The sequence below is a fragment of the Gelidibacter japonicus genome, assembly GCF_010725055.1.
Lineage (GTDB): Bacteria > Bacteroidota > Bacteroidia > Flavobacteriales > Flavobacteriaceae > Gelidibacter > Gelidibacter japonicus.
Genome location: NZ_BJKB01000059.1, coordinates 1 through 736, shown reverse-complemented (window position 1 = coordinate 736; position 736 = coordinate 1). Strand labels below are relative to the sequence as shown.

At 47.4% G+C, this 736-nt stretch carries 1 protein-coding gene; it reads right to left on the bottom strand.

Annotation, left to right across the window (positions count from 1 at the left end):
* On the bottom strand, nt 1-486 hold a 486-nt coding region (locus G6N06_RS19650), incomplete at its 3' end, for an IS110 family transposase (protein ID WP_163518397.1).
* Nucleotides 487-736: the final 250 nt, after the last annotated feature.

Genomic DNA, 736 nt, shown 5'->3' with positions numbered 1-736 from the left:
AAGGCGCAGGTTCAAAAGGCGCAGGTACTTTTGCATCTTTTTGGAAGTGGAGGCACTGGAGTGGATCAGGTTCGACCTGTGCCTGCAATATGTCCTTAACTGTTCTGTCTCCCCGTCGGGCAGAAAGCTTCCCGATAACAGTCCGAGACTGTGCAGTTTTTGGATCCATTGGCAATCCTTTACGTCTGTTTTTTTGCCCTTGATGTTCTTGGTGAACTTGCCATTGCAAAGTATCACATGAAAACCTCTGGACAACAGAACGGCATAGAGGCTTTGCCAATAGGTCCCTGTGCTCTCCATGGCAATGGTCTTGATCCCGTGCAGATCGAACCAGTCCGCCAGTGCAAAAAGGTCTTCGTTGAAGACCCCGTACTCTTTGATGTCCTGTTCGGACTGTCCCACGGCCGCCCAATGGGAACGGCTGCCCACATCAATGCCCGCAGCTTTGGGATTGATGATTTCCATTGAAATTACATCTTGTTCCATACCTCTAAGTTTTTTAAAAAAACACTCTAAGGAGATGTGCTTTTGGCAGAGTAAATATTCTGAACGGGGTTGCCGATAAATCGGCACCGCCACTGAAGTCATCGCAAACATCTCAACCAGGATTGCGCCCGTGCTTTTATGCAACAGTTTGAAAATCGGCCTTGCATAGAGCTATACAAGTTTACGGAATTTTCAGGATTTTTTCGCTAACGTTAGCGGGAGAAGTCAATGCTTCGGAATAGGGAGGATT